The sequence below is a fragment of the Streptosporangium sp. NBC_01810 genome (assembly GCF_035917355.1).
In the GTDB taxonomy this organism is placed as follows: Bacteria; Actinomycetota; Actinomycetes; order Streptosporangiales; family Streptosporangiaceae; genus Streptosporangium.
The window spans coordinates 5,106,073-5,127,044 of sequence record NZ_CP109070.1 but is presented as its reverse complement, the minus strand read 5'-3'; the positions used below and the strand labels follow the sequence as shown (position 1 = coordinate 5,127,044).

At 67.9% G+C, this 20,972-nt stretch carries 40 protein-coding genes; 38 read left to right on the top strand and 2 right to left on the bottom strand.

What is annotated here, in order from left to right; all coding sequences use genetic code 11:
• Window positions 1-28: 28 nt before the first annotated feature.
• From OIE13_RS22540 to OIE13_RS22515, 6 genes are all read left to right on the top strand, one after another.
• Window positions 29-388, top strand: coding sequence for a hypothetical protein (locus tag OIE13_RS22540; protein ID WP_326642966.1), 360 nt, complete (start codon window positions 29-31; stop codon window positions 386-388).
• Window positions 389-461: 73 nt separating this feature from the next.
• Window positions 462-1,370, top strand: a complete 909-nt coding sequence (locus tag OIE13_RS22535) for a hypothetical protein (protein ID WP_326828705.1) — start codon at window positions 462-464, stop codon at window positions 1,368-1,370.
• Window positions 1,371-1,400: 30 nt separating this feature from the next.
• A complete protein-coding gene (locus tag OIE13_RS22530) occupies window positions 1,401-1,664 on the top strand; it encodes a hypothetical protein (RefSeq protein ID WP_326828704.1) in 264 nt (87 codons plus the stop codon).
• A complete protein-coding gene (locus OIE13_RS22525; protein WP_326646634.1) occupies window positions 1,657-2,016 on the top strand; it encodes an HIT family protein in 360 nt (119 codons plus the stop codon). The genes OIE13_RS22530 and OIE13_RS22525 overlap by 8 nt, the downstream gene beginning before the upstream one ends.
• Window positions 2,009-2,644 carry a helix-turn-helix domain-containing protein gene (locus OIE13_RS22520; protein ID WP_326646635.1) on the top strand — a complete coding sequence of 212 codons (636 nt, stop codon included), beginning with the start codon at window positions 2,009-2,011 and terminating at the stop codon, window positions 2,642-2,644. The genes OIE13_RS22525 and OIE13_RS22520 overlap by 8 nt, the downstream gene beginning before the upstream one ends.
• Window positions 2,641-2,865, top strand: a complete 225-nt coding sequence (locus tag OIE13_RS22515) for a hypothetical protein (protein ID WP_326646636.1) — start codon at window positions 2,641-2,643, stop codon at window positions 2,863-2,865. Before OIE13_RS22520 ends, OIE13_RS22515 begins: the two co-directional genes overlap by 4 nt.
• A gap of 27 nt (window positions 2,866-2,892) precedes the next feature.
• On the opposite strand, the gene OIE13_RS22510 is transcribed toward OIE13_RS22515, so the two are convergent.
• Complete coding sequence (locus OIE13_RS22510) at window positions 2,893-3,177, bottom strand: hypothetical protein (protein ID WP_326646637.1); 285 nt, start codon at window positions 3,175-3,177, stop codon at window positions 2,893-2,895.
• 155 nt (window positions 3,178-3,332) lie between these two features.
• On the opposite strand from OIE13_RS22510, the gene OIE13_RS22505 reads away from it, so the two are divergent.
• The 32 genes from OIE13_RS22505 to OIE13_RS22350 all read left to right on the top strand — a co-directional run bounded on the left by OIE13_RS22505 (window position 3,333) and on the right by OIE13_RS22350 (window position 20,102).
• Complete coding sequence (locus OIE13_RS22505) at window positions 3,333-3,713, top strand: hypothetical protein (RefSeq protein ID WP_326646638.1); 381 nt, start codon at window positions 3,333-3,335, stop codon at window positions 3,711-3,713.
• Between the two features lie 64 nt (window positions 3,714-3,777).
• Window positions 3,778-4,194, top strand: a complete 417-nt coding sequence (locus OIE13_RS22500) for a hypothetical protein (RefSeq protein WP_326646639.1) — start codon at window positions 3,778-3,780, stop codon at window positions 4,192-4,194.
• A 233-nt stretch (window positions 4,195-4,427) separates the two neighbouring features.
• Complete coding sequence (locus OIE13_RS22495) at window positions 4,428-4,640, top strand: hypothetical protein (protein WP_326646641.1); 213 nt, start codon at window positions 4,428-4,430, stop codon at window positions 4,638-4,640.
• Between the two features lie 203 nt (window positions 4,641-4,843).
• Window positions 4,844-5,296, top strand: a complete 453-nt coding sequence (locus tag OIE13_RS22490; RefSeq protein ID WP_326646643.1) for a DUF6283 family protein — start codon at window positions 4,844-4,846, stop codon at window positions 5,294-5,296.
• A gap of 111 nt (window positions 5,297-5,407) precedes the next feature.
• Window positions 5,408-5,653: a hypothetical protein gene (locus OIE13_RS22485; RefSeq protein WP_326646645.1), complete on the top strand. Its 246-nt coding sequence runs from the start codon at window positions 5,408-5,410 to the stop codon at window positions 5,651-5,653.
• Window positions 5,654-5,729: 76 nt separating this feature from the next.
• Window positions 5,730-6,254, top strand: a complete 525-nt coding sequence (locus tag OIE13_RS22480; RefSeq protein ID WP_326646646.1) for a hypothetical protein — start codon at window positions 5,730-5,732, stop codon at window positions 6,252-6,254.
• The gene (locus OIE13_RS22475; RefSeq protein ID WP_326646647.1) at window positions 6,251-6,490 is read left to right on the top strand and encodes a hypothetical protein; all 240 of its coding nucleotides are present in this window, start codon (window positions 6,251-6,253) and stop codon (window positions 6,488-6,490) included. Before OIE13_RS22480 ends, OIE13_RS22475 begins: the two co-directional genes overlap by 4 nt.
• Window positions 6,477-6,860, top strand: coding sequence for a hypothetical protein (locus OIE13_RS22470; RefSeq protein ID WP_326646648.1), 384 nt, complete (start codon window positions 6,477-6,479; stop codon window positions 6,858-6,860). The genes OIE13_RS22475 and OIE13_RS22470 overlap by 14 nt, the downstream gene beginning before the upstream one ends.
• Window positions 6,857-7,153, top strand: coding sequence for a hypothetical protein (locus OIE13_RS22465; protein ID WP_326646649.1), 297 nt, complete (start codon window positions 6,857-6,859; stop codon window positions 7,151-7,153). The genes OIE13_RS22470 and OIE13_RS22465 overlap by 4 nt, the downstream gene beginning before the upstream one ends.
• Window positions 7,150-7,509, top strand: coding sequence for a DUF6221 family protein (locus tag OIE13_RS22460; protein WP_326646651.1), 360 nt, complete (start codon window positions 7,150-7,152; stop codon window positions 7,507-7,509). Before OIE13_RS22465 ends, OIE13_RS22460 begins: the two co-directional genes overlap by 4 nt.
• Window positions 7,506-7,928, top strand: coding sequence for a phosphatase domain-containing protein (locus tag OIE13_RS22455; protein ID WP_326646652.1), 423 nt, complete (start codon window positions 7,506-7,508; stop codon window positions 7,926-7,928). The genes OIE13_RS22460 and OIE13_RS22455 overlap by 4 nt, the downstream gene beginning before the upstream one ends.
• 193 nt (window positions 7,929-8,121) lie before the next feature.
• Window positions 8,122-9,021, top strand: coding sequence for a hypothetical protein (locus OIE13_RS22450; RefSeq protein WP_326828703.1), 900 nt, complete (start codon window positions 8,122-8,124; stop codon window positions 9,019-9,021).
• 32 nt (window positions 9,022-9,053) lie between these two features.
• Window positions 9,054-9,215 (top strand): hypothetical protein, encoded by a 162-nt coding sequence (locus tag OIE13_RS22445; RefSeq protein WP_326828701.1) that lies wholly within the window; start codon window positions 9,054-9,056, stop codon window positions 9,213-9,215.
• A 125-nt stretch (window positions 9,216-9,340) separates the two neighbouring features.
• On the top strand, window positions 9,341-9,607 hold the full coding sequence (locus tag OIE13_RS22440) for a hypothetical protein (protein ID WP_326828700.1): 267 nt from the start codon (window positions 9,341-9,343) through the stop codon (window positions 9,605-9,607).
• Window positions 9,608-9,885: 278 nt separating this feature from the next.
• Window positions 9,886-10,326 (top strand): hypothetical protein, encoded by a 441-nt coding sequence (locus OIE13_RS22435; RefSeq protein WP_326828699.1) that lies wholly within the window; start codon window positions 9,886-9,888, stop codon window positions 10,324-10,326.
• A complete protein-coding gene (locus OIE13_RS22430; protein ID WP_326646657.1) occupies window positions 10,326-10,757 on the top strand; it encodes a hypothetical protein in 432 nt (143 codons plus the stop codon). The genes OIE13_RS22435 and OIE13_RS22430 overlap by 1 nt, the downstream gene beginning before the upstream one ends.
• Window positions 10,757-11,068, top strand: a complete 312-nt coding sequence (locus OIE13_RS22425; protein WP_442811729.1) for a DUF7352 domain-containing protein — start codon at window positions 10,757-10,759, stop codon at window positions 11,066-11,068. The genes OIE13_RS22430 and OIE13_RS22425 overlap by 1 nt, the downstream gene beginning before the upstream one ends.
• The gene (locus tag OIE13_RS22420) at window positions 11,068-11,271 is read left to right on the top strand and encodes a hypothetical protein (RefSeq protein ID WP_326646660.1); all 204 of its coding nucleotides are present in this window, start codon (window positions 11,068-11,070) and stop codon (window positions 11,269-11,271) included. The genes OIE13_RS22425 and OIE13_RS22420 overlap by 1 nt, the downstream gene beginning before the upstream one ends.
• Complete coding sequence (locus tag OIE13_RS22415; protein WP_326646662.1) at window positions 11,268-11,801, top strand: hypothetical protein; 534 nt, start codon at window positions 11,268-11,270, stop codon at window positions 11,799-11,801. The genes OIE13_RS22420 and OIE13_RS22415 overlap by 4 nt, the downstream gene beginning before the upstream one ends.
• 26 nt (window positions 11,802-11,827) lie before the next feature.
• On the top strand, window positions 11,828-12,001 hold the full coding sequence (locus OIE13_RS22410; protein WP_326646663.1) for a hypothetical protein: 174 nt from the start codon (window positions 11,828-11,830) through the stop codon (window positions 11,999-12,001).
• 96 nt (window positions 12,002-12,097) lie between these two features.
• Window positions 12,098-12,355, top strand: coding sequence for a hypothetical protein (locus tag OIE13_RS22405; protein WP_326646664.1), 258 nt, complete (start codon window positions 12,098-12,100; stop codon window positions 12,353-12,355).
• A complete protein-coding gene (locus OIE13_RS22400; protein ID WP_326646665.1) occupies window positions 12,352-12,615 on the top strand; it encodes a hypothetical protein in 264 nt (87 codons plus the stop codon). The genes OIE13_RS22405 and OIE13_RS22400 overlap by 4 nt, the downstream gene beginning before the upstream one ends.
• A gap of 188 nt (window positions 12,616-12,803) precedes the next feature.
• Entirely contained in the window at window positions 12,804-13,730 is a 927-nt protein-coding gene (locus OIE13_RS22395; protein WP_326646666.1) for a phage antirepressor, read from the top strand.
• Entirely contained in the window at window positions 13,727-14,200 is a 474-nt protein-coding gene (locus tag OIE13_RS22390) for a hypothetical protein (RefSeq protein ID WP_326646667.1), read from the top strand. Before OIE13_RS22395 ends, OIE13_RS22390 begins: the two co-directional genes overlap by 4 nt.
• Window positions 14,201-14,500: 300 nt before the next feature.
• A complete protein-coding gene (locus OIE13_RS22385) occupies window positions 14,501-14,758 on the top strand; it encodes a hypothetical protein (RefSeq protein ID WP_326642921.1) in 258 nt (85 codons plus the stop codon).
• 30 nt (window positions 14,759-14,788) lie between these two features.
• Window positions 14,789-14,974: a hypothetical protein gene (locus OIE13_RS22380; protein WP_326828698.1), complete on the top strand. Its 186-nt coding sequence runs from the start codon at window positions 14,789-14,791 to the stop codon at window positions 14,972-14,974.
• Window positions 14,975-15,117: 143 nt separating this feature from the next.
• Window positions 15,118-15,759, top strand: coding sequence for a phage tail fiber protein (locus tag OIE13_RS22375; protein WP_326828697.1), 642 nt, complete (start codon window positions 15,118-15,120; stop codon window positions 15,757-15,759).
• A gap of 45 nt (window positions 15,760-15,804) precedes the next feature.
• Window positions 15,805-16,815: a right-handed parallel beta-helix repeat-containing protein gene (locus OIE13_RS22370; RefSeq protein WP_326828696.1), complete on the top strand. Its 1,011-nt coding sequence runs from the start codon at window positions 15,805-15,807 to the stop codon at window positions 16,813-16,815.
• A gap of 62 nt (window positions 16,816-16,877) precedes the next feature.
• Entirely contained in the window at window positions 16,878-18,869 is a 1,992-nt protein-coding gene (locus OIE13_RS22365; RefSeq protein WP_326828695.1) for a hypothetical protein, read from the top strand.
• A gap of 27 nt (window positions 18,870-18,896) precedes the next feature.
• The gene (locus tag OIE13_RS22360; RefSeq protein ID WP_326828694.1) at window positions 18,897-19,220 is read left to right on the top strand and encodes a hypothetical protein; all 324 of its coding nucleotides are present in this window, start codon (window positions 18,897-18,899) and stop codon (window positions 19,218-19,220) included.
• 441 nt (window positions 19,221-19,661) lie between these two features.
• Window positions 19,662-19,814, top strand: a complete 153-nt coding sequence (locus tag OIE13_RS22355) for a hypothetical protein (protein ID WP_326828693.1) — start codon at window positions 19,662-19,664, stop codon at window positions 19,812-19,814.
• A 15-nt stretch (window positions 19,815-19,829) separates the two neighbouring features.
• Window positions 19,830-20,102: a hypothetical protein gene (locus OIE13_RS22350; protein WP_326828692.1), complete on the top strand. Its 273-nt coding sequence runs from the start codon at window positions 19,830-19,832 to the stop codon at window positions 20,100-20,102.
• A 278-nt stretch (window positions 20,103-20,380) separates the two neighbouring features.
• Here OIE13_RS22350 and OIE13_RS22345 read toward each other — a convergent pair whose 3' ends face one another.
• Window positions 20,381-20,728 carry an HIRAN domain-containing protein gene (locus OIE13_RS22345; RefSeq protein ID WP_326828691.1) on the bottom strand — a complete coding sequence of 116 codons (348 nt, stop codon included), beginning with the start codon at window positions 20,726-20,728 and terminating at the stop codon, window positions 20,381-20,383.
• Window positions 20,729-20,972: the final 244 nt, after the last annotated feature.

Sequence of the window (20,972 nt, the reverse complement as noted above, 5' to 3'; positions counted from 1 at the left end):
TGCCCCGACTCCCCGAAAGGAACCCCTGATGGACCTGCCCAACGACTGCTACCTGACCTACGTCATCGCCCACGAGGCGTGGTACGCGAAGGTCCCCGGAGTGATCGACGTCCCGCGACTGAGCATCGTGGCCAGCTCCCGAGGCGGAGGTTGCGCCTGGGAGTTCATCGCCGAGGAGGCCGACCTTGGCCCAAGGCGACCTTCGATCCGCCTCCGCATCTTCAACGAAGCATTCGCTGCGTTCGAGCAGATCCCAGAGTTCTTCAAGACGGTCGGCGATGCGAAGCCGACCACGCTCGCCGGACTCGTGGAGATCCTCAACGGCCTCGGTGCGGTGGACGACACCGAGCGCGTCGAGCCCAAGCGCATCCGCACCACTTCCGCCTGACCCACCCCCTGCCCGGTGTCTTACCGGGCAGGCACCCCAACCCCCAACAAGATCAACGACAAGGACCCCCTGAATGTCGAACCACGAGACCACCACGACCCACATCGGGCACAACGGCGCCCAGCTCCGCATCGCCGCGAACGCGGACTGCGAGCAGACGAACAACGGCTGCGCAACCCTCACCATCAACGACGGCGACGCCTACCACGCGTCAGCCCGGTACACCCGCAGCCTCGCTGAGCGGATCTGCCAGGCGGCCGGACTCGGAGCGGTTCTCCTCGAAGCCGCCGACCACCCTGGCTACGAAGCGCTGACTGATCTGACGCTGGAGGAGAAAGAGCAGCTCCCGGGCCGGTTCCACATCCCGCGCTGGGACGGCGACGGCGAGCCGAATGCGTGGCTGTGCGCGGTCTGCTGGGACGAAGGCACCGCCACCGGCTGGCCCTGCGAGGCCGCGATGTCTTCACCTCCACCGGCGAGTTCTACACCCCTGCCTGACCCACCCCCTCTCCGCCCCGCCCTGCACGTCTGGGCGGGGCACCCCGAAAGGACAAGACCACCGGTGAGCAGCATCTACCGCGTTCTCTGCCTCTCCCACGACCCGGCCATCACCACCGAGGCCGAGTATGACCGCCCCGAATCGGCCGTCGCCGCAATCGCTTCAGGCATCGACGGCCACCCGGACTGTGACCTGCTGATCGGCCGCTATTCCTACCCGCTGATCGAGGTCGGCTGCCCGCCCACCACTGGCTCCGAACGTGCAGCCCGGCACCGCTGCTACCCCCACTCCGTCACTGAGTGGGTTGATGTGGCGTGGTTGCGCATCCTCGCCGCCGTTCACCAGTCCGGCACCGAGAGGATGCGGAGCCTGGCCGATGAGACCCGGCTCGCCCATTGGCCGCGGGAGCGGCTGCGACGCCTACGCGACGAGCTGGGCATTGATGCGGGAGCACCCGCTGACCAGTCCGGGGAGGCTTCCTGATGCCTGCCCTCGACACCCCAGAGACCAGCCGTGACACCTGAGCAGCGCGCCCGCGCCATCGCGTTCAACGCCGTCGGCCCCGCCCTCCGCACCGTCGGCCTGTGGGCGAAGCTGACCAGCCGCCAGACCATCGCCGACCGGGTGTTGGCCGCTCTCGCCGAGCACGGCCTGGTCGTCGTAGCCCGTGCCGACCTCGACGCGTACGTCAACCGAGACGGCACGAACCTGCTGCGCGAGGTGGACGGGCTCAACGCGCTGCTTGCCGCTCTTGGAACGGAGAAGCCCAATGCCTGACGCCTGCGTGTTCTGCCAGATCGTCGCCGGACAAGCCCCAGCAAGGATCGTCGCTGAGTGGGACGACACGCTCGCGATCCGCCCGCTCAACCCGGTCACCGACGGCCATGTGCTCGTCATCCCGAAGCGGCACGTCGCCGACGCGGCAGAGGACCCCGCCGTGTCGGCGGTCGTGATGCGCGCCGCCGCTGAGCTGGCCGTCCCGCCGTACAACATCATCACCTCGGCAGGGCGTGAGGCCACGCAAAGCGTGTTCCACCTGCACCTGCACATCGTGCCCCGCAAGGAGAGCGACGGCTTGGCCCTGCCCTGGTACAGCGGGCGCGGCGGGAAGGGCGCACACCATGGCTGACGACCTCCGCCAGCGCGAGGAAGACTGGCCCGCACTCGCCCGAGCCGTACGAGACCGCCGCCGAGAACTCGGCATTCCGACCCAGGAAGTCGCTGCTTGGCGGGCTGGGATGTCGCAGAACACCTGGCAGCGCGTGGAGTCGGGGACGCCGGTCAGCCCACGCTCCCTGGCGGCTGTAGCGAACCTGCTCGGCTGGGACGCGGGCCACCCGATGGCGATCCTGTCGGGAGCCTCTGACCAGCCGATTTCCCAGAACCGGGAAAACGCTGCCGCTTGCCGGCATGGCTGCGCGACATGCCGGGACACCCCCAAGCCGGTACACCCCGAGAGGAGAGCGCTCCGCGACCGGTACGCGTCGGCGGTCGCGTGGGCCTACTGCACCCCGCATGCCATCGCCGACGCCGTTCTGGCCGTCCGAGATGAGGAGTTGGAGGGCGCCCACGCTGCCGAGGAGGCGCTGGACGGCGCCCAGGAAGCGCTCGCCCGTGTCGCTGCCCTGGCCCGTCGCCTCGCGGAGACGGATCCGAAGACCGCGGACCTGATCGCGGAAACGATCCTTGGGGTGGCGGGGGAATGCAAGCCCGGCGCCGCTCTCGCGCTCCTTGATGCTCCTCCGGAGTCCCGGTGACCCTGTTCGCCGAGGAGGGCACGCCCCGCCGCGTCAAGTGCAGGGCGTGCCCTCGGATGCTCACCGACCCGAAGTGGGTCGCCTTCGGGTGGGGGCGTTGCTGCGCGAAGAAGCTCGGTCTCATCCCCGCTCCGCGCTCACGGGGCGTGTCAGTTCACCCCCGGGCCGGCGGAGACGTCGAGGGGCAGGGCGACCTCCTCGCGGAGGAGGCGGAGGAGTGAGAGCGCGGGAAAGAGCTTGCTGCGCGGTCAGTCCTCGGCGGGAGGTTTCTCGTTGACTCGCCCGCTGGAAATCAGCCACTTGCTGACCTCTCGCCAGGACCAGCCGGGTGCGCCATTGACTGTGGTCGCAGGCTCGGGCATGGGCGTCTCTCGCGGGCGTGTCTCGCTGCGGGTGGGGGAGCCTTTGGCCACCCAGGCGCGGCGGTACTTCTCCCAGTTGCGGACGGTGCTTACCGGGAACTCGGCGCCGAAGTCTTCGCGTGCGCGCTCGATGATCTCGGCGTATCCGACGATGTCATGCCTCTTGGTCACGTCGTCAGCGTACTACGAGTGGTCACCTTGTCCAGCCACCAGTGGCTTAGTCACGGATAGGTCACAACTCTTCGACTAGGCCATTTATGGCTTGTCGGATAAGCCAAATCCGATAGTGTTGGGTCATCGGCAGGGAGCACACAGAGGAGAACGAAATGACCGCCACCATCACCGACCAGCAGGCCGCTGACATCATCGCCGCCGCCCTCCTCGCGAAACTCCCCGCCGGCGCCCGCGACCAGCTCATCCGAGACCTGTCGGTCGAGGACCGCCGCGCCGCCTACGCCGCCGCCAACCGGATGCCCCGCCGGGCGAACGCCCTCACCGACGACATCGAGCAGATGGGCGAGATCACGGTCGTCCCCTGCGACCACGGCGGCTGGCAGATCCACCACCCCGCGACCGGCCTGGTGCTCGACACCGAGGGCTGCTGGATCGACACGGCCAGCGTGGACCTGGCCTCGATCGCCGGCGAGGACAACACCACCTGGTCCTCCAAGGACCTGGCGGTCGCTGCCGCCCTCGCCACCCTCTAACCCGCCCCGGCCCGGGGCAATCCGGGCCACCCTCCCCCCTTCGCATCCGAGAACGGAGACCCCGTTGAACGCCACCGAGATCGCCGCTGAGATCGCCCGCCTGTCCGCCCTCCTCGCCCCCGCGATCACCGATGAGAACAGCGACTGGGACGGAGACTTCGCCGCTGTCCTCGGCCATCTCGCGGACGCGCAGCGCGACCAGGGCGCTGCCCTCAACGTGGTCGCCAACTCCGCCGAGGGGATGGAGGACGAGCTCTGGGGGAGCGTCGCCTACGAGGCGGCGCGCTCCGCGGACATCTTGGCGGTGACCGCGAAGAACTTGGCCTCCGGTCGGGACTCCGCGCAGGCGGCGCAGGAGGAGACCGCCGCCGCGATCGACGCCGCTCGCACTGCTCACTTCTCGACGATCTTCGCCGAGACTCGCCCGTCCAGCTTCTTCGCCGCTCTCGCGGATCTGCCCGGCGCTCTCACCACCCGCTGACGCTGCGGAGGGGGCTCCTTTGGGAGTCCCCTCCACTCCGCCAGACCAACCGCCCCACCCGCTCCGAGAGGTACGACTTGAGCCCCACGTGTGCCCTGTGCGGCACCACCCCGCAGCCGTCCGACGTTTCACCCGTCCCTGCCTGGAGGTGCTCCCAGGGGTGCCCGCACCCGGCGCCGAGCGTCCAGCCGGCCACCACCTGACCTCCAACCGATCAGCAAGGAGAACCGACGATGACCGCTTTCGAGGCACAGGCGCCGATCTTCGAGGTCCGGTGCGACGTCCCCGAGTGTGAGGCGACCTTCACGCCCGACAGCGCCTTTTCCCGCCGCCACGCCCGCCAGGCCCGTCTCGCGGCGGGCGACGCCGGATGGGACGTGCCCCCGCCGCGCGGCAAGGGTTCGCGTTCCCTGCACGACTTCTGCCCCGAGCACGCCCGCTGCTGACCCCTCAGCCCTTTTCCCGGTCTGCCGGGCTCGCGTTCGCGGCGCGGGAAGGGCGCCTCCCCTGACACCAACGATCTTGAACGGAGCCCCCTCGTGAACTTGATCCCTCGCTCACCCCGCCAGTTCGTCCGCGCGTTCGTCGCCGGGCTCGCCGAACTCCGCCGCCTCGTCACCCGCCCCTGACCTCCAAGGAGACCTGACCGATGACCAGCAAGCCCAGAGTCGTGGGCGTCCACGACGGAGGCGACGGCGAGTGGGGCGTCACGACACTCGTCGGCGGCAACCGCGCCCACCAGACCCACCCCTGCCCGGCGTGCCCCTGGCGCAGAGACGCACCCACAGACGTCTTCCCGCCCGAGGCGTTCCGCCACTCGGCCCGCACCACCTACGACCTGGCCACCAGCAAGTTCGCCTGCCACATGTCCGGCCGCGAACGGCCGAAGACCTGTGCCGGCTTCCTGCTGCGCGGCGCATCCGACAACCTCGCCGTCCGCATGAGCGCCGCTGACTACTCCGGAGTTCACTCCACGGTTGACCTGTACGACGACTACCGGCAGATGGCGGTCGCCAACGGCGTGGACCCGGACGACCCTGCGCTGGCGCCATGTCGTGGGGACCGGTCGATGGAGTACCTGCCGCACCGAGAGGACAGCTGAGCCATGTCTGAGTGCACCTGCTGGGCTCCCGAGGACGCCGAGCCTGAGGACCACGACAGGGACTGCCCGGAGAACCCGGGCTGGGACCTCGACGAAGAGGAGAGCTGACCCGTGGCCGAGCGGATCGAGTACGCCTGCCGCTACACCGGCTGGGGAACCGACCCCGCCACGGGCGAAGAGGCACCAGCCGTCGTCTACGAAGTCGCCGGCGAGGGCGATGCTGGCCTGCTGGAGGCTCGCGAGGCCATCACGCCCCTGCGCCGCTGGCAGGCAGCCCAGGGCCTCCCCGTGGACGCCGTGGTGGTGTCTCGCCCCGTCCACGAGTGGGCCGTCGTTGACTCGCCCGCCCGCCCCTGACGTCGTTGTCGGCCCGCCTCCTGCGGGCCGACACGCCACACTGAACCCAACCCCCACGCAGAGGAGAACCGACCCGATGCTAACCGCTGAGCAGGCAGCCAAAGCGTCCAAGGACACGCTCCGCCAGGAGGTCTTATGGCTGCTGGACGAGAACACCCGCCTGACCCGGGAAGCCGCCCAGCAGGTGACATGGGAGCGTGAGCGCATCATGCGGGAGTGGACTCGCCGGGCCGCGAAACCGCCGGCGCGCACCGAGTGGATGGCGCCCACGAACCGGCTCGTTGTCGATGGCGACGGCCCGGCGTTCGGCACCCTCCACGTCCGCGACCCCGCCGTGCCGCCGCACCTGGCGCCGCCCACGACCCGCCGAGGACGCTACCTGTCGGGTGATGTGCGGGAGGCTGGCCCCGGCTCCTACATCGGCAAAGCCCTGTGTGGGTGGCCGATGATGGCTGACGAGTTGTGGTGTCCCGCCCGTGGGAGCCTGCAACACGCGGTGAACCACAACCGGGCGGGGCTGTGCTCGTGTGTGGAACTGTGCGGCATGTGCTCCTACCTGTCCGCCTGCCCCACGATCGAGGCCGCCTGGGAGGCGACGTGAGAGCCAAGCGCCCACCCCTGCTGGACCGCGCCCGCTGGTGGTGGATGTTCCGCGACGTCTGGGCCAACGACATCACCCTGGCCGCCTCTGGTGGACGCGTCTTCCTGGAGATGCACACCCGCTCCCGGTACAAGCGGTGCATCGTGGTGAAGACCACGCCCGACGAACTGCGCCTGCTGGCCGACCAGATCCGCGACATGCTCGACGACCCGGAGAAGATCGATGTCCAACTCTGACGGCGTCCTCGCCGCGATCGACGCCTGTCTTGAGGACTACGACGTCGGCCCCGACGCCATGAGGTGGGCGCCCGACGAGCTGGACCTGACCGCCGAAACAACTGTGCCAAACACAGATCTCCCCGAGTGGCAGTACGTGATCGTCGGGGCAGATCCCGCCGTGGTAGAGGTACGGCGCTACGGCCAGCCGTGGGGCGCCTACCTGCTCAACAGTTTCCCCGATGGGCCGCGCGAGTACATGGAGCGCACGGTGGCCGAGCATGGCGAAGAGACCGCCTTCTACGTGGACGAGGACGGGTGCCTCCTCGGCATTGAGGCCGTTGGAGCACTGCCCGGAACCGTCATCGCCACCACCAAGGAGACCCTGTGAGCCGCTCCAGGTACGACCGTGAAGCCGCATTCTTCGACCGCCTCCGTGCCCTCGACCAGCACCACCGAGTCTTGAGTGTGGCCCTCGCATGGTTGGTCTGCGTCGCTGCGAGCACACTGCTCATGGTTGGCCCCGCCGTGGGCTTGTTCGGCTTCGCCGCTATCGCTGGCCGTGATCCTGCGGGCGTGGAAGCGGCGGTGGCTATCGCGGGCGGCGGCGTGCTCGTCGGTTCTGCCCTCATGCTGCTGATGGGCGGGCGTAGGATTCCCGCCGACCCCCAGGAGGACCGTTGAACGAGGACCTGCCCGCCCGACTCCGCGCGGCGATCGAGCAGAGGAAAGCCCTCGCCGAAGCCGCCACCCAAGGCGAGTGGATCGACGACGGCGGCATCTACGTCGGCCACGAGATGAACGGAATCGTCGACCACGTCTATCAGGACGAAGACCAAGCGCACATCGTGGCCAACCAGCCGAGCGCGGTCCTCGCCCGATGCAAGGCAGATCTTGACACCCTCGACCGCTGCGAAAAGTACCTAGGCACTCCTCAAGAGGAGTCTTTCGCCATGCTGATGTGGCACGCTACCCGGCTGGCTGAAGCGACGATCACGGACCTCGCCAAGGGCTACAACATCACCGAGGAGGAGACGTGAGCAAGGCTCTGTGGATCGTCGACCTCGACGGCACTCTCGCTCTCCGAGGAGACCGCGACCCGTACGACTGGCACCGGGTAGGGGAGGACGCCCCGAACCCGCCTGTCGTCGCCGTCGTTCGGGCGCTGATCCTCGCCGGGCATCCGGTGGCGTACGTGTCCGGACGCAAGGAGCAGTGCCGATACCAGACCGAGGTGTGGCTGTGCGCCAACGTCGGCTACTGGGACGACGTCGAAGGCTTGTGGATGCGCGCCGACCACGACAACCGGCCCGACGTGCAGGTGAAGCACGACATCTACACCGAGCACTTCGCCCACCGGGAGATCGCCGGAGTCATCGACGACCGCGCGGCCGTGGTCCGCATGTGGCGTGAAGAGCTGGGCCTGACCGTCCTACAAGTCGCCGAGGGGAACTACTGACGAAGCGCCAAGAAGTCGCAGGTGGCACGAATGCGAACTGCGGAAACACGACACCCGGAATAGATTATCTCGGCTGATCGCTGAGACACGAAAGCGGCCCCCCGATCCCACACGGAGAGCCGCCCGCCCCACCTCGTCAGACCCCATCATCCCCAATGGTCTCCCGTAAGCGTACGACCTCGGGGAGACCGCGATGCCTTACTGGATTCACTCCGCACCTGACGACCTCGACGACTTGCGGGAGTGCGCCCGCGCCGACCGGTGTGCTGATCCCCGCCTGGAGACCGTGGGCGGCAAGACGGTCCGCCGCGGCGCCTTCACCCCCCGCGCCTACTGCGACTCCTGCCGCGGCATCATCGAGCGGGCGATCCGCGAGCTCCCCGCCTACTGGGGGCGCGTCTACGCCACTCTCGGGCAGCGAGGCCAGTCCGCCGGCCCGAAGGTGAGCATCTCCAAGTCCGCGCCCATCCCGATCTCCCTCGCCGCGGACGAGCTGCTGCGTGACGTGGCCTCAGTGGTGGTGTCGTGGTGGGAGCGCGTCGCCACGGTCGCCCGGTTGCGACTCCCGGACACTGGGGCGTCGCAGAGACTCGTCTCCTACGACACGGTCCGTGCCGCCTGCTCAGTGCTCGCCGCCCATGTGGACGCCCTGCTCGCCCTGGAAGCCCAACCCATGATGCGGTCGCTGTCCCTACGGGAAGCCGCAGACCTGCCCGCCGGCACCACCGGGCTGGTGCACCGGTCCGCGGAGTACGCCGACGTCCTGCTCGACCTCGACGGTGCCGACGCGGGCCTGGAGATGCTGCAGTTGCACTACCGGTGCCGCCGCCACGTCGGAGAGACCAGCGTCTCGGCCCGGCATCTGCCGACACCGTGCCAATCGCCGTGCGGGTACAAGCAGCTGTACGAGGTCCTCAACGGCGACGGCGAGTTCGACGGCGCGAAATGCCGTCAGTGCGGTGTCGTGTACACGGCGCAGGAGTACCGGGACCTCGTCGCCGCGACCGGAGACATGATCCGCCGAGCCGGTGTTCGTCGGCGCAGCCTCGCCGTACCCGGCTACCTCGACGACACCGAGGCTCGGCGGGCTTGAAGCGTCGGAGGGGCAGGAGAGAATGGTCCGTCATGGCCACCTCCCCTCCCTGCCTCGGTGATGTCGCCGACGTCATGCCGCGCGCTGACGGCGGCTTCTACGTCGTCCCGTTCTTGCTGCCGATTGACGTGCCGAAAGAGGCTTTGGGATTGACCGTCGCGGAGTGGCTCGCGGTCGCTGCGCCCACCGGCTGACGTTTCGGCGCGCCGCTATTTGCCTAACTGACCATGTTTTGCGACACTTTGATTCGAAGCTTGACCTTGCCAGCCCTCGAACACCCTAGGTGTCGGGGGCTTTTTGCTGCCCGGGAGGTGATCCCGTGCACGCCGACGAAGAGCGCCTCGACCCGATCGCCCTGCAGGAAGCCGCAGAGGAACTCGGCCGGGAGTGGTCGACGCTCCGGGATTGGCCGGCGCGGTACAAGGCGCGGAAGGTCGGCAAGGTCGGTCGGGTCGTGTTCTACGACTTCTGGGATTTGTCGACGATCGACGCGCTGAAGAACCTGGGGTTGAGGATTCTGCCGACACCGGAAGAGCGCGATGAGTGGCGGCGGGCCCGTAAGGCTCCCCGCGCAGCTGCGGCCTAGATTCCTTTAGATTTCCCGATCGCGCTCCTCTGGCGAGGGTGCGCTGGCTCCGCGTGGACTTCCCCGTACGCGCGTCGAGCCTCTGGGGGCTGGTCCTTGCGCGAGGGTGCCAGCCCCCACCAAGAACGCGCACCCTCCCTGTGGGGTGGGTGTGCAGCGCGACGCTGAGCAGGAGCCCCCAAGCGACGGCTCGCCGCGCACCGTGGCCCGACCGCTCCGACCGGGGGGTGTTGCGGTCGGGCCACACAACCCCCCGAAACCCCCCATGGAGATCAACCATGCTCACCGCATCCCGGTACCAGACCAAGCCCCAGCCGCTGGAAGCCGCGCTCGTCACAGAGCACAACTTCGCCGACGTTCACGAGTGGATGCTGAAGCTCAGCGAACACGCCAGTACCTTGCGCCGCCTCGGGTCCATCCCCTCAGCGTCGGGGGTGTTCCTGCCCACGTGGTCCGGTGTCGCTAGCGTCCCGACCGGCGCTTACGTGGTCTACCTCGGTGGCGGCCGGTTCATCTGGTGCTCGGCTGAGGACTTCGCCGAGAGGTTCGATCCCGCCCCTGAGCCTGCCGATCCTTCGCTGTGTTCTTGTCTCAACCCGCAGGGCCATGGCCTCGCGGAGGGCGACGGTCCGATGGTGTGGGATCCCGACTGCAAGGTGTGCGGGCGCCCTCTCACACCGGAAGCGCTGGCCTCGCTCATCGGCGAGGTGGACGCCTGATGCGTATTCAGATCTTTCCCCTGCCTCATGTTGTCGTCGGCGAGGTTGTTGAGCAGCCGTTCGCGCTCGTCGTGGACCAGTACGACGCGCCGACCACCGAGGAAGAGTTCGACCGGTGGCAGCACTTCAAGCAGGAGTGCGGAGCCCGCGCGGTGCTCGTGACCCCGGAAACGGTCGAGGTCGTAGACCGGTACGCAGAACCCGCAGCGCCGCAAGAGCCGGTGTCGGGCAACGCGGACGCACTGCGGGACTTGGCACGCCTCGCCGAGTACGTGTACGACAACTTCCCCGACGGCGCCGCTCAAGGTGGCGGCACGATCGTGGATGTGGCCATGCGGCTGCTCGGCGAGTTGCCTCATCACCGTGACGCGGGGAAGCTGACCGCTGGGTGGCCGAAACTCCATCGGGACCGCTCCGAGGACGACGCGTGATGGCCCGCTGCATGCTCCGCTACCAGGTGGTCGTGAACGACCGGCCGCAGGGGTTCAAGCTCGGCGGGAACCCGGTTCACGTGGAAGCCGCACGTCTCGGCGCTGGACCGCAGGCTCAGCATCTCGTGGAGTTCTGGGCAGAAGGTCGTCGTCTCGACGGCACGGAGATCGAGCGGACGTTCCAGGTATTCGGCACCGGTCACCCGTTGCCCGAGGGGGCACGCTGGTGGGGGACCACCGCCCGCACTCCGGAAGGGCTCGTCTGGCACCTGTACGAGGTGCCCAGCGGTGAGGGGCAGGGGCAGGGCTGATGGCCATCCACGCCGATTCCGTAGAGGAAGCGTTGCGCACCATCACGCTCCCGCCCGGCCCCGCGCTCCTGTACGTGACCGAGGGCGACAACCCTACGATCACCGTCCTCGATCGGGCCGACCCCGACTTGATGCGGCATCGGGACCGGGCTATCTGCCGGGCGCTCCTGGTGTACGTCGTCGAAGACATGGACACGCCGTGAACGTCCTCCGCCGTGCTTGGCGTGTCCTCGCAGACACGCCCACCAGCAAAGCCGCCGACGCCTGGACCCGGCTGCACACCGCGCTCAAGATGGGCCAGAGCGAACTGGTGACGGTCAACATGTCGGACACCGTCATCCGTGAGGAAGCCGCGCCTGGCGAGCCGGCCGCCCGAGGTGCGCGACGGACGGAATGCTCCTTCGTCAACGAGCTGGGGAATCATATTTTGGTTGACTCCCGGCTCGACGGCTCGGAAGTCACCATGGTGATCTCCGGACCCGCCAGCGTTTGTGAGAACACAGTCACAATCATGGAGGCCTTGGAGGTGCACCGGCAGCTCGGGTATCTCCTGGCCACCCAAATACGTCTCGCACGGCACCCCGCAGTGCCGCGCCGTGGGGGAGTCGTGAAGCTGCTGAAGCTCTGGCGAGCGCGCCGCGAGGTCGACGTCGACGAGCACGGGCTACAGATCGTCCAGAGCGACGCTGAGGTGTTGAAGAGAGCCCGACCAGACCGCCCACCAGGATGGTGAGCCGAGTGGATGGCGGTGAACGAACGATGACCGTCCTGACACCGGGGAGCGTCCGCGAGGTCGCGGCGTGGATCAAGCGGTGGCGCCCAGACGACCTGGTGGACGTCGAGGTGGCGCCCGTACCGAGGATCACCGTGCAGACGACCGGGCGGCCCTTGGTGTACGAGGCTGACTCCATCCGACGCCTCACCCTCCGCTGACCCCCAAGAGCTTCCGCGAAAGCGGATCCGCGCTGCCGTGATGGCAGCGCTCCAACCGCGCGAGATGCGCACCGTCGAGATGACAAGGAGGGCAAGATGCCCAAGGAGAACACCGACTGCATCGCCGGGACCGGACTACGAACCGAAGTCAGCTGGTGGCCCGGCGACACCGGGCACGTGCAGATCGCCACGATCAACCAGAGCAGCGAGATGAAGCTGGAAGACGGCGGAACCCCGGACAACCCCGAAGGGCTGTTCTACGGCTGGCACGCCACCCTCGACCGCGAAGGCATCAACCGGATCATCCGGTCCCTGCGCAAGGCCCGCGACTCCGTCTACGGGAGGGATGAGTGAGCACAGCCGACGCTGACGCGTTGAGCGAGCGGATCTCCCACGCCTTGGCGGAAGCCATTAAGGCGGGGGAGATCCCCGGTGGCGGCATGCCTGACAAGTTCGTTCTCGTCGGAACCAGCATCGACGAGGACGGCGGTCACCGCATGATCTTCTCCGCCAACAACGGCGCCCGCAGCATGGAAACGCTCGGGCTGCTCGACGGGGGACAGGCTGTGTGGAGGTCGGAGTTCGTGGACTGGGTGCGCGGCACCGAAGACTGAGCGATCTGCCTGCCGCTGATCCGTTTCGGTGTACAAAACGCCCACTCGAAATGCCCGCTAAGCCGTTTTCAGCCCAGTCCATAGCGGGTCCGACTGGTAGAATTAGAACGACAGTTCTTCAACACGAAGAACCCCGGCGACGGTGGTAGCCGTCCCGGGGTATGGCCGATCCACGTAGGAGATCGACAGTGCACAACGGTACTTCCTTCAACCCCGAGGACGACAACCGGGGTGAAAATCAGGAACTCCAGATCTTCGACAACGGAGAGTTCCATCTGGAGATCACCATCGTTGGCGACAGCTTCATCGTCAACGCGCCGGGCCTCGCCAAGGCACTCGGCAACCGAGACGCCAGCAACATGCTGGCCAACCTCGACGAGGATGAGAAGGGGTACTTTCTAGCCAGTACCCCCGGCGGCGAGCAGACCGTCTGGCACGCGAAGGAACCCGGCTTCTACCGGCTGATCGGACAGCGCCAGGTTGGCCGGATCAAGAACCCCGCTGTCAAGGATCAGGTCGAGCGCTTCCAGCGATGGGTGTTCCACGATGTGATCCCGTCGATCCGCAAGACCGGGCAGTACCGCCAGCAGTTGAGCCGCAAGGACCTCGCTCGCCAGTGGTACGAAGCCGAGGAGCGCGCCGAGCTTGAGGCTGCTCGTGCCGACAGGGAGCACGCCGCCCGCATGATCGAGGCCGCCGGACGTGAGGCCGCCGAGGAAGAGATCCAGATCCTCGGGCCGAAGGCCGCCGCCGCTGACCACCACCGATCCGCCGACGGGCTCATGACCTTGTCGGACTTCGCGAACAAGCTCAAGGCGTGGTCGATTCAGAACCTCGGGATCCGCATCCTCCAGAAGGACGTCTTCGACTTCCTCGGCGAGATCGGCCTCATCTGCCGAGGCAACACGATCCGCAACAACCGCCCCAAGTCCTTCGCCACCGACCGGGACTTCATCCGGGAGAAGGAAACCGAGTACGAGGACAAGAACGGCAACCTGCGGATCAGCTACTCCTCCCGCCTCACCCCGCCCGGCGACGGATGGGCGTGGGACCGGGCCGTGAAGCGCCTCGACGAGACCGGTTCCCTTCGCAAGCCCCTCGGAGGTGTCGCGTGAACAGCGACGTCACCCTCTCTGTCAGCGAGTCCAAGGGGCCGATCCCTGCCCGCCTCAACCGCTACACCGACCCGACTGGCGAGACGGTCGAGTACAAGAGCGAAGGCCGCGCCACGGCGTGCCCTGGCTGCGGTCAGCCTCCGGTCGAGGGCGAGATCATCACGAAGATCTTCTTCCGGTGGTGGCACGGCGACTGCGGCGCCAAGCACCTGCGAGAGTCCGGCGCCAACCACGCGTGGGTTGCCCTCGGACTCCAGTTGGAGCGCGCCCCGTCGAAGTTCACCAACGCTGAAACCAAGGCCATCGTGCGCAACCTGCTTCGCATGTGCGGCTCGTACGCCCTCGCTGGTGAGGACGACGAGGAAGAGCCTGAGTACGTCGGCGGCTCCGAGATCACGCCGGGCCTGAGGGTGATCGAGGGAGGCCGCCATGAGGGTCCTGATCCGTGGGAGTCGGCCAGCGTCGAGTAGTTCGTGATCTTCGGTCCGGCCATGCAGGTCCACATCTGGTCTGGCCGGACCGAGCAACACCCGGGCGGGCGGCTTCGGCCTCCTCATTCGAGACGCGGCCTCCTGGGCCGCCCGCCTGGCACCACCACCGAACCCATGGAGCTTCATGACACCCGAGGGCACCGCCGGAGACGATGACTGGAACTGGCCGGATCGCGATTAATCCTTCCTCCGGCCGCCGCCGACCTGCTCACGGAGACCGACCCTGCCCAGATCACGGCGTGCGCCCACTGCGCACACGACCTTTGACCGGGAGGGCCAGTGCCTCTCACGCCTGAGCAGCACGAAGCGGATGCTCAGCTTCGCGCCGCGATCGAAGCGGTCGTGCGGGCGTTCGAGTTGGCGCCAGACCATGAGCTGATCACGGACTACGTCGTCGCCGGGGTCGCTGTGTCGATGGCTGATGAGCATGAGGGTGAGACGCAGATGTTCTGCGCGATGCCCGGCGGGAGCCTCCCGCACTACAAGGTCCTCGGGCTGCTGCGGCAGGCGCAGATCTTCTACGAGAACGACATCTGACCCCCTTCCCGTCCCCCAGGGAGTACGCCCATGTCGACTGATCTCCGCCAGCGCGCCCGCGAGTGGATCGAAGGCTTCCGCCAAGCCTCTGAAGAGGACCGCGTCAACTGTGTGGCGTTGCTGCTGTGCGCTGCTGAGGACGCGTACGACTGCGCTGCGGAGGGACACAAGCGGGGGCTTGCGGACGCCGCCGCTGTCGGTACGGTGACGACGTGACCGCTACGTCGTCGAACGCTGGGAGACCGCTGACCGGGTCGCGAAGATCCCCGGCGAGGACTACTCCGCCGTCCCCACCCTGACCTGACCTGAAGGGCCGTCCACCGGACGGCCCTTTCCGTATGCCCGTAGGAGGTTTCGCCATGCCGTTCAACATCGCGGCGAAGAACGTCATGCTCGATGCCCTCGACGAGTCCGCAACCCAGATAACGCACATCGGCGCCCACACGGTCACGGATCCCGGAACAGGCGCCGACGCCAACTCTGGTGAGGCCACGGGCGGCTCCTACGCCCGCCAGGCCGTCACCTGGGCTGCTGCCTCCGGGGGGCAGAAGTCGAACTCCGGCGCCCTGTCCATCCCGGTCCCCGCGGGCAGCTATGCGTTCCTGACGTTCTGGAATGCCTCGTCGGCGAACTCCGGCAACTACCGCGGCTACGCCCCCATCAACTCCACGGTGAAGGGCTTCGGAACGGTCGACACGGCGGGCATCACCTCCGACGCCATCCAATCCGCCGGCCACGGCCTCGCCGACGGCGACCGCGTCATGGTGTTCAACGTCCTCGGCGAGAGCCTCCCAACCGGGCTGACCGAGGGCACCATCTACTACGTCGTGTCCGCCACAACCGACACGTTCGACGTGTCCGCCACCCTGGGTGGCTCCTCCGTCAACGTGACGGGGCAGGGCGAGCTGTTCTTCCAGAAGGTCATCCCAGAGACGTTTGGCGCGGACGGCACCATCACCGTCGCCATCGACGCCCTGGTGCTCGACAACACTGGCATCTAGCGCCACCCCCATCACCAGCCACACCACACCCTCGAAGGACGCTCTGTGTCGTTGCCGCGCATCCGCCGCCTCGCCATCGCCGCCGTACTGGTGCTCATCGTCTCCGCCGTCGCCTCGCCGAGCCCCGCTCGCGCGGACTCGGAGTGCCCGCCGCCGACCGTCACCGTGGCCACGCCCGGCCAGCTCGCCGCCGCGCTGGCCGCCGCCCAGCCGGGCGACGTGATCAGCGTGGAGGATGGCACCTACGACGGGAACTGGACCGCGACCACCCCGGGCACGGCTGAGGAGCCGATCTGGCTGTGCGGGTCCTCGGCGGCTGTCCTCACCAACGACGGGATCACCGGCGGGTACGGGCTGCACCTGGACGGTGCGGATTGGTGGCACCTGTACGGCTTCACGGTCGCCGACGCGCAGAAGGGCGTCATCGTCGACGCCGCCGAGCACGTCACCATCGAGGCCCTGACGGTGCACGGGGTAGGCGACGAGGGCATCCACCTGCGCTCCCACACCGTCGACAGCCTCGTCACCGGCAACACGATCCACGACACCGGGAACCGCAGGGAAAAGTTCGGCGAGGGCGTCTACATCGGCAGTTCGGACGCGAACTGGGGTGTGCTGACCGGCGGGCAGCCCGACCGCTCCGACCGCAACACCATCGTCGGCAACACGATCTACGACACGACCGCCGAAGCGATCGACATCAAGGAGGGCACGTCGGACGGCGTCGTGTCCGGCAACTTCATGGACGGGGCCGGACAGACCGAGGAAGGCGCCGACTCCTGGGTGGATGCCAAAGGCAACAGCTGGACCATCGTCGGGAACACCGGCGCTCACAGCCTGCTCAACGGATATGAAACCCACCACCGCAACCTCACCAAGAACGGGCTCGGCAACTGGGGCCTGAACAACGTCTTCACCGGCAACGTCGCCGACGTGCAGGGGCCGGGCCGCGGCTTCTACGTCCACGACCCCTCCACCACCGGAAACGTCGTGCACTGCGACAACACAGTCACAGGTGCGGCACTCGGGTACGCCAATCTCACCTGCGCTCCCTGACCTTTCGCTAGGAGCCGGTCGGAGTGGTTGCGCCCGCGACCTGAGGTGTGAGGGGGCATGACGTGGCCGCCCCTACCTTCCGCGCCGCAGGCCTCGGCGGCACCTCCACCACCACCTCCACAACGATCGCCAAACCGCCCGGGACCGCCACCGGCGACACCCTGTACGCCCTGGTCGGCAACGGCGGCGCCTCGACCGCGCCGACCACGGTGCCGTCCGGGTGGGAGCTCGTCGCCTCTGGCTCGATCTCGACGACGTTCTGGGCGGGCGTCTATGAGCACAAGGTCACCGACGGCACCACCGAGCCATCGGGCTACACCTGGTCAGGGTTCACGGACTCGTGCGCCGGGTCGATGGTCGGCGTCATCGGCGCCGACACCACCACTCCGGTCCACGCCTCCCGCGCCCAGGCCACCGCCGACGGCCACCCTGCCTGCGCGAGCATCACGACCACGGCGGCGGACTGCCTGATCGTCGCCGCCGTGGCCACCGACGACAACCAGCTCGTGGGCGACGTGTCGTGGGCGTGCGCCACCAACCCCACCAGCCTGACCGAGCGCACGGACCTGCTGTCGTCCGGCGGAGCCGACGCTGCGTCCGCCATCGCCACCGCCCCCCAAACCGTCACCGGGGCGACCGGGAATTTCACGGCGACGCTGGCCGGGTCACGCGACAACGTGTCGTTCCTCCTCGCGATCCAGCCTCCTCAGGCCGGCGGTGGCGGGACCGCTGTCACCGCCTCCGCCCGGTCGGCCGCCACGACGTCCGCCACGGTGGCCAAAACCGTCAGCGCCACCACGGCCTGCTCCGCCGCCGCCGCGGCGGCCGTCGCCGTATCCAAGACCGTCAACGTCACCGCGGTCTGCTCAGCAGGTACGGTCGGCCGCGCCTCGGCGTCCAAGAGCGTCCCCGCGGCGGGGGCGAGCACGACGGCCGTCGTAACGTCCGTTGTAGCCGCCAAGCAGGCGCCGGCCACCGGCGCGAGCACGGCTACGGCGACAGCGACGGCGACAGCGGCGAAGTCCGCACCCGCGTCTATCAGGTCCGTTGTAGCGGCCGGGGCGTCTTCGGCGGCCACCAAGAGCGTGCCCGCTTCAGGCGCAGCCACCTCGGCCGCTAGCACCCACGGCTCGGCGGCCAAGACGGTCACCGCGGCCGGCACCGTCTCCACGCTGGCGGTCTCCTACGGCACGGCAGCCAAGTCCGCGCCGGCGGCCGGGGCGTCCTACGCCGCGGTGTGGGCGTATCACTCGCAGGTCATCACCAGGTCCGTCACCGCCTCCTGCAGCGCAGCCGGGTGGGCGTATGGGGCCGCGTCCAAGACGGTCGCCGCTTCCGGGGTGTCGCCGACCACCGTGTGGGCGCACGCGATCACTGGGAAGACCGTCCCGGTCACGGTGACCGGAACCTGCCACACCGCGCCGACCGCTCACGCCACCACGACCAAGACCGTCCGCGCCGTACCCCGCGCCCACGCCGCCGCCGCGGCCAGCTCCACCACGGCCAAGACGATCAGCTCAGCTACCTGGTGTCTGCTGCAGGCCAGCACTCACACCACGGCCGGGAAACGTACCGCGGTCACCGGCGCCTGCTACGGCCTGGCCTACGGCTACCACTCGCAGATCATCAGCCGCCCCGTCACCGCCTGGTGCCACACCCTGAGCGCGCCCACCGCGCAGGCGGCCAAGACCACTCCGGTCACCAGCCGGGCCCACACAATCCCGTACAGCCACGCCGTGGCCGCACACCTGGCCGCAGCCCACGCCACCGCCACCGCTACGCCCTGGGCGGCCAGCAGCACCGGCAAGACCGCCTCGGCCACCAGTCGGGCCGTCCTCGCCGTAGCCGCCGCAGCGACCGCGCGCCGGGTCTCACACGCGACCGGCACCAGCTACGCACTCCCCACCGCCCAGGCGACCGTCGGCGACACAAGCCCCGGCGACATCACCAACCTTGGCGGCTCTCTCCTGCCTGCCGGGTACGGCGGATCCCTGGTGGATGCCCCGCTCGGCGGTTCCGTCACCAGCCCTGCCTATGGCGGACGCCTGATCTAGGAGGTGCGTATGCCGTCCCCGTCCATCGTGAACGTCCCCCTTTCCCAGGGCGCCGATACCTCCCGCACGTGGCAGGTCACTTCAGGCGATGAGCCGGCCAACCTGACCTCGGCAACGGTCACGGCAGTTATCAAGACCAACACGCACGTGGACGACGATGACGTGGCGGCCCACACCTTCGCTGAAGGCGACGGGCTCACCATCGTGGACGCGGCACAAGGCCACGTAAGGATCCGCATCCCCACCGCTGTCACCCAGCACCCAGGCGCCTGGTACTACAAGATCGTGGTGGAAGCGGGCGAAGACACCGAGCCCGCCATCCACGGGTGGATCACCATCATGGACACCTGATGCCGCACAAGGCTCTCTCTGTGTGTCCTACGAGCGGATGCCCTGCCCTCACCCCAGGCGGCAGGTGTGCCGAATGCAAGGCCGAGGCAGAGAAGCTGAGAGGCAGCGCATCCAGCCGAGGCTACGGGTCACGCCACAGGTCGGAGTTCCGGGACGCGGTGCTTCGCCGGGAACCCTCCTGCCGCCTGTGCGGGGCGCCGAGCACGGTCGCTGACCATTGGCCGATCGACCGCAAGGAACTCGTACGGCAAGGGCTCAACCCCAACGACCCGACGCGCGGACGGGGCCTTTGCGCCACGTGCCACGGCAAGGCGACTCAGGCGATCGACTCTCAGCGAGGCGGCTGGAACGCCCACTGATCACTCTCGGTACAACTCGTCACCGGCGGGATAACCCGAAACGGCTACCGTTCGTAATCATCCCAGGAAACTGGAGATCACCTTGAGCGTCCACGGCCTGTTCACTCTCCTCGCCCTCATCAGCTTCGGCGCCGCTGTCGTCGTCGCCGTGATTCAGAAGTTATGGGTCGCCGCCCTCTTCTGCGCCGGCGTGTTCTTCCTGGTGCTCGCCAACACGGGCATCATCACCTCCTGACCCCCGAGGAACCCCATGCCCAAGCACAAGGTCGCCGTCCTCCCAGGCGAACACCCGTGGTCCCCCCGCATCGAAGTCGACGACCACGACATCAGCCACGGCGTACGCGCCATATCCGTCGAGTACCAGGCGGGCCGCATCCCCCGGGTACAGGTCGAGCTCGCCATGTCCACCGTCGAGGTGACACAGCTCGGCGCCAAGGAAGTCGAGCTGCTGGTGTCCATGCCGGATGGGGCACGTGACGCTCTGATCAAACTCGGCTGGACCCCGCCAGCAGGTGACCGATGACTGACACGAATCCCCTCATCGCAGCCCTACTCAATCCCCGCTTCCACCTGGTGGGTGACGAAGACGGAGGCGTAGGGCTGGGCTGCTCGGACTGCTTTGACAGCGGCCGGCCTCTCGCCTACTACGACCCGCAAGGCACCGGCTACCCAGACGCCACTGTCCCCCAGGTGACCACCATCCCCGCTCTGTGGGAAGCAGCAGCACACCACCTCGCTCAAGCTCACACCGCTCAAGCTCACACCGCGGGATGACGAAACACGGGTGAGCAGCAGCCTGACTCAGCGGTGCTTCATCCTGGTCAGCTTCAACTCCTCCCCATCCCCAGCAGCCAGCACCATCAGGTACGGGGTGAAGTCCTCCGCACCACCCACGTACACGGCGTTGAACGTACGCCCCGCATCCATCTGCGGTGCGAGCTTGGATGCCAGCCCCTTCGGTAGGTAACCGAGAGGGGCCGGCTCCACACCCTCGCTCGGTACAACGCCGAGCACGAGCACAGCGTTGGTGTCGTAGATGTTGTTCAAGTCGCGACGCAAGACCAGTTCACTACCGGGCTTGATGTACTTGACCTTGTCGCCCTTGTACTTGGCGCCCCTCAGCTTGACCGCCGTGTATTCGACATGCATGCGCTGAGCAAAGCAGCACACGATCGACATGTCAGGCGAATCGGATCAGCACCCCAGCACAGGGGTGGGGAAATGTCCCCTATGTCCGATTCTAGCGGACCGTGGGAGAGCTGAACTGCCCGCGCCGCAGCCAAACGAACTTGCGCGAAGATCAACTTCTAATCCCATGAGCACCCTGCGGCTGATCCCCGCAGGTAGAAAGCCCCGGCGTTCCTGAGCGCCGGGGCTTTCGCATTCCTCAGGA

What these genes read in the sequence shown, in the direction of transcription:
- OIE13_RS22520 (WP_326646635.1), top strand. Translation starts at nt 2,009, where the DNA reads ATGGCTGACGACCTCCGCCAGCGCGAGGAAGACTGGCCCGCACTCGCC.
- OIE13_RS22525 (WP_326646634.1), top strand. Translation starts at nt 1,657, where the DNA reads ATGCCTGACGCCTGCGTGTTCTGCCAGATCGTCGCCGGACAAGCCCCA.
- OIE13_RS22480 (WP_326646646.1), top strand. Translation starts at nt 5,730, where the DNA reads ATGCTAACCGCTGAGCAGGCAGCCAAAGCGTCCAAGGACACGCTCCGC.
- OIE13_RS22405 (WP_326646664.1), top strand. Translation starts at nt 12,098, where the DNA reads ATGCCCAAGGAGAACACCGACTGCATCGCCGGGACCGGACTACGAACC.
- OIE13_RS22380 (WP_326828698.1), top strand. Translation starts at nt 14,789, where the DNA reads ATGTCGACTGATCTCCGCCAGCGCGCCCGCGAGTGGATCGAAGGCTTC.
- OIE13_RS22505 (WP_326646638.1), top strand. Translation starts at nt 3,333, where the DNA reads ATGACCGCCACCATCACCGACCAGCAGGCCGCTGACATCATCGCCGCC.
- OIE13_RS22435 (WP_326828699.1), top strand. Translation starts at nt 9,886, where the DNA reads ATGCTCACCGCATCCCGGTACCAGACCAAGCCCCAGCCGCTGGAAGCC.
- OIE13_RS22375 (WP_326828697.1), top strand. Translation starts at nt 15,118, where the DNA reads ATGCCGTTCAACATCGCGGCGAAGAACGTCATGCTCGATGCCCTCGAC.
- OIE13_RS22490 (WP_326646643.1), top strand. Translation starts at nt 4,844, where the DNA reads ATGACCAGCAAGCCCAGAGTCGTGGGCGTCCACGACGGAGGCGACGGC.
- OIE13_RS22425 (WP_442811729.1), top strand. Translation starts at nt 10,757, where the DNA reads ATGGCCCGCTGCATGCTCCGCTACCAGGTGGTCGTGAACGACCGGCCG.
- OIE13_RS22495 (WP_326646641.1), top strand. Translation starts at nt 4,428, where the DNA reads ATGACCGCTTTCGAGGCACAGGCGCCGATCTTCGAGGTCCGGTGCGAC.
- OIE13_RS22450 (WP_326828703.1), top strand. Translation starts at nt 8,122, where the DNA reads ATGCCTTACTGGATTCACTCCGCACCTGACGACCTCGACGACTTGCGG.
- OIE13_RS22420 (WP_326646660.1), top strand. Translation starts at nt 11,068, where the DNA reads ATGGCCATCCACGCCGATTCCGTAGAGGAAGCGTTGCGCACCATCACG.
- OIE13_RS22430 (WP_326646657.1), top strand. Translation starts at nt 10,326, where the DNA reads ATGCGTATTCAGATCTTTCCCCTGCCTCATGTTGTCGTCGGCGAGGTT.
- OIE13_RS22345 (WP_326828691.1), bottom strand. Translation starts at nt 20,728, where the DNA reads ATGCATGTCGAATACACGGCGGTCAAGCTGAGGGGCGCCAAGTACAAG.
- OIE13_RS22470 (WP_326646648.1), top strand. Translation starts at nt 6,477, where the DNA reads ATGTCCAACTCTGACGGCGTCCTCGCCGCGATCGACGCCTGTCTTGAG.
- OIE13_RS22350 (WP_326828692.1), top strand. Translation starts at nt 19,830, where the DNA reads ATGCCCAAGCACAAGGTCGCCGTCCTCCCAGGCGAACACCCGTGGTCC.
- OIE13_RS22535 (WP_326828705.1), top strand. Translation starts at nt 462, where the DNA reads ATGTCGAACCACGAGACCACCACGACCCACATCGGGCACAACGGCGCC.
- OIE13_RS22410 (WP_326646663.1), top strand. Translation starts at nt 11,828, where the DNA reads ATGACCGTCCTGACACCGGGGAGCGTCCGCGAGGTCGCGGCGTGGATC.
- OIE13_RS22445 (WP_326828701.1), top strand. Translation starts at nt 9,054, where the DNA reads ATGGCCACCTCCCCTCCCTGCCTCGGTGATGTCGCCGACGTCATGCCG.
- OIE13_RS22540 (WP_326642966.1), top strand. Translation starts at nt 29, where the DNA reads ATGGACCTGCCCAACGACTGCTACCTGACCTACGTCATCGCCCACGAG.